Source organism: Nocardia sp. NPDC058497 (assembly GCF_042720195.1).
Lineage (GTDB): Bacteria > Actinomycetota > Actinomycetes > Mycobacteriales > Mycobacteriaceae > Nocardia.
Genome location: NZ_JBHXMY010000119.1, coordinates 9,910 through 13,194, shown reverse-complemented (window position 1 = coordinate 13,194; position 3,285 = coordinate 9,910). Strand labels below are relative to the sequence as shown.

The window sequence follows — 3,285 nt, the reverse complement described above, 5'->3', positions numbered from 1 at the left end:
TTTTTCCGGGGTGGTGGCCCCCCCGGCGGTGTCCCCGGGGGTGTGTTTACCCCCCCCCGCCGTGGGGTGGTTTGGGGGCCCTTGGGCGGTTTGGTGAATGCTCAGCGCATGCCCGCAGCGCAGTAGGCGGACTTCGTAACAGGCCATAGTCCGGATGCCGAACGCACCCCGCACGCTGAATGCGTGTGGGGTGCGCGTCTTCGAGGCGGTGCGCGTCAGACCAGGGCAGGGGTGCGGCTGGGCCAGCGGGGGTGGTCGCGGTCGATCACGTAGGAGTGGGTGTGCTGGTAGTGGCGGGGGCCTACCTGGATCGCATCGGTGAGGATGGCCGGGTCGACGGTGCCGATCTCGTGGATGTGGGTGATCTCGGTGGGATCCTGGCGGGGCCACAGGCGGACCGCCGCGGCGACGCCGAGGGCGGCGATGACGGCCAGGGTGATCCAGGTGGTGGTGAAGCCCGCGGTGGTGGCCAGCCAGCCGGTGATCGGGTAGGTGATCAGCCAGGCCAGGTGCGAGAGCGAGAACTGGGCGGCGAAGAGGGCGGGGCGGTCCTCGGCGCGGGCCGAGCGGCGCAGGACGCGGCCGGTGGGGGTGAGGACAAGGCCGGTGCCGGCGCCGATGACGGCCCAGGTGGCCAGGGCGGCGGCCCAGCTCCAGTCGCCGATGCTCGCGGTCGACAGGGTGATCGCGGCGGCCAGGCCGGTGACGAGGACAGCCGCGCCGGTGAGCATCACCGGACGTTCACCACGCCGGTCCAGGATCTTGGGCAGCGTCAGGGCGACGAGCATCGTGCCGAAGCCATTCGCTGCCAGCAGCAGCGCGACGCCGGACTGGTCGCCGCCGAGCACGTCGCGGGCGTAGTTCACGGTGTTGACCATGACCACCGAGCCCGCCGCCGCGACCACCAGGTTCAGCCCGAGCAGTCCACGCAGGCGCGGGGTGGCCGCGAACAGCCGCAGGCCCGCGGCGAGCCGCTCGCCGATCGCACCGTCACCGACCACCGCGTTGGGGATGGTCGCGGCCATGACCAGGGCGACCGAGATCACGAAGCCGATACCGGTGCCGACGAAGAGCCAGTGGAAGCTGATCACGCTGAGCGCCAGCGCGGCCAGCATCGGGCTGAGCAGCGTCTCCATGGTCGCGGCCAGCTGGGCGGCCGAGAGTGCCTTCGTGTAGTCGCGCTCGTCGGGCAGGATGTCCGGCAGGACGGCCTGGAAGGTGGGGGTGTAGGCCGCTGACGCGATCTGCAACAGGGTGATCAGTACGTAGATCTGCCAGATCTGGTCGACGAACGGCAGGGCGAGCACGATCGCGCCACGAATGCCGTTGAGCGCCATCAGGAACTGCCTGCGGGGGAGTCGGCCCGCGTACGCGCCCGCGATCGGCGCGACGGTGACGTAGGCGATCATCTTCAGCGTCAGCGCGGTGCCGAGCACGATCGCGGCGTTCCCGCCCGCCAGCTCGTAGGCGAGCAGACCGAGGGCGACGGTGGTGAGACCGGTGCCGAACAGGGCGGCGACCTGCGCCGTGAACAGCAGGCGATAGTCCCGGTGGGCGAACAGTGAGGTGGTCATGGTGGTCGGCCCTCCTGGGTCATGCATGGTCGCTTATCTGCGTATAGATGCAACTATATACCCATGGGGGGTATTCCGGTCAAGGGGTGAAATGCTTCCGCTTGACCTGAAGAAAGGTTGAGGTAGCACCGTTGTGCGCAGCGGCGGCCGAGTGGCCGCCACCGAGCTGGAGGAACTTATGAGCGAGCGCAGCGAGCGGTCGATCAACACAGCCGCCTCGGCGGTCATGCCGGAGCCGAGCGACAGCGAGGTGCAGGCATGAGCGCCACGGTTGAGCACGCCGGTACTGCGATTCGCCCGTTGCGGGTCGCGGTCGTCATCGGCAGCACCAGGGAAGGGCGATTCGGCCCCACCGTCGCGGAGTGGTTCGTCCGGCAGGCGCGGCTGCGCGACACCATGGAAGTCGACGTCGTCGACGCGGGCCAGGTCGCACTGCCGCCGACCTTCGGCGCCGCCACCGAGCACCCGTCCGTGGCCGAGGCCACCGGGAAACTCGCCCGCGCGGACGCGTTCGTCGTGGTGACGCCGGAGTACAACCACAGCTACCCCGGAACCCTGAAGAACCTGATCGACGCCCACCACACCGAATGGCAGGCCAAACCGGTCGGCTTCGTCTCCTACGGCGGCATCTCCGGCGGCCTGCGCGCCGTGGAACATCTGCGCCCGGTGTTCGCCGAACTGCACGCGGTCACCGTGCGCGACTCGGTCGCCTTCCCCAACCCGTGGGGCCGGTTCGACAACACGGGCGACCTGATCGACGTCGCGGGCGCCGACACCGCCGCCGCGACCCTGCTCGACCAGCTGACCTGGTGGGGCGAGGCCCTGCGCACCGCCCGCGCCGCCCACCCGTACGGGAAGTGACCGCCGTGCTCACCACAACGACAACAGCCCCCGCCGCCACCCGTCACCCCATGCGCATCGCGCTGGTGCTGGTGGTCGGCATGATCATGGCGACCCTCGATCAGACGATCGTGAACGTCGCCATCAACAAACTCTCCGCCGAGTTCGACGCGGGACTGAGCACGATCCAGTGGGTGGCCACCGGCTACTCGCTGGCGCTGGGCGCCGTGGTGCCGACCTCGGCCTGGCTGGTCGGCCGCTTCGGCGCCAAACGGCTGTATCTGACCGCGATCACGGCCTTCGTCTTCGGCTCGGTCCTGGCCGGCCTCGCCTGGAACATCGAGTCGCTCATCGCCTTCCGGGTGGTGCAGGGCGCGAGCGGCGGCCTGCTGATGCCGGTCGCCATGACCATCCTGCTGCGCGCGGCGGGCCCGGAACGGCTGGGCCGGTTGATGAGCACCCTCGGCCTGGCGATCCTGGTCGGCCCGCTACTGGGACCGGTGATCGGCGGCTATCTCATCGACGAGGTGTCGTGGCGGTGGATGTTCTTCCTGAACCTGCCGCTGGGCGCGCTGGTCCTGGTGCTGGCCGCCCGGGTGGTGCCCGATGACGTCCCGGAGCCGCCGCGTCCGCTCGATGTCGTCGGCCTGCTGCTGATGTCGCCCGGTCTCGCGCTGGTGATCTACGGCGTGACCGCGGCGGGGGAGAGCGCCGGCTTCGCGACACCGTCGGTGCTGGTGCCGCTGCTGGCGGGCGCCGGGCTCATCGTCGCGTTCGTGCTGCGGTCGCGGGTCGGGCCCGGGTGTTATAAAAAAAAACCACCCCCCCACAACCAAAATCAAAAAGGTTTGTCGCGGGTGGGGTGTTTGTC

At 69.7% G+C, this 3,285-nt stretch carries 3 protein-coding genes; 2 read left to right on the top strand and 1 reads right to left on the bottom strand.

What is annotated here, in order from left to right:
* Positions 1 to 215: 215 nt before the first annotated feature.
* Positions 216 to 1,574 carry an MFS transporter gene (locus tag ACFWPJ_RS11215; protein ID WP_378849727.1) on the bottom strand — a complete coding sequence of 453 codons (1,359 nt, stop codon included), beginning with the start codon at positions 1,572 to 1,574 and terminating at the stop codon, positions 216 to 218.
* A 258-nt stretch (positions 1,575 to 1,832) separates the two neighbouring features.
* On the opposite strand from ACFWPJ_RS11215, the gene ACFWPJ_RS11210 reads away from it, so the two are divergent.
* Positions 1,833 to 2,435 (top strand): NADPH-dependent FMN reductase, encoded by a 603-nt coding sequence (locus tag ACFWPJ_RS11210; RefSeq protein ID WP_378849726.1) that lies wholly within the window; start codon positions 1,833 to 1,835, stop codon positions 2,433 to 2,435.
* On the top strand, positions 2,432 to 3,285 hold an 854-nt coding region (locus ACFWPJ_RS11205), incomplete at its 3' end, for a DHA2 family efflux MFS transporter permease subunit (protein ID WP_378849724.1). The genes ACFWPJ_RS11210 and ACFWPJ_RS11205, both read left to right, overlap by 4 nt.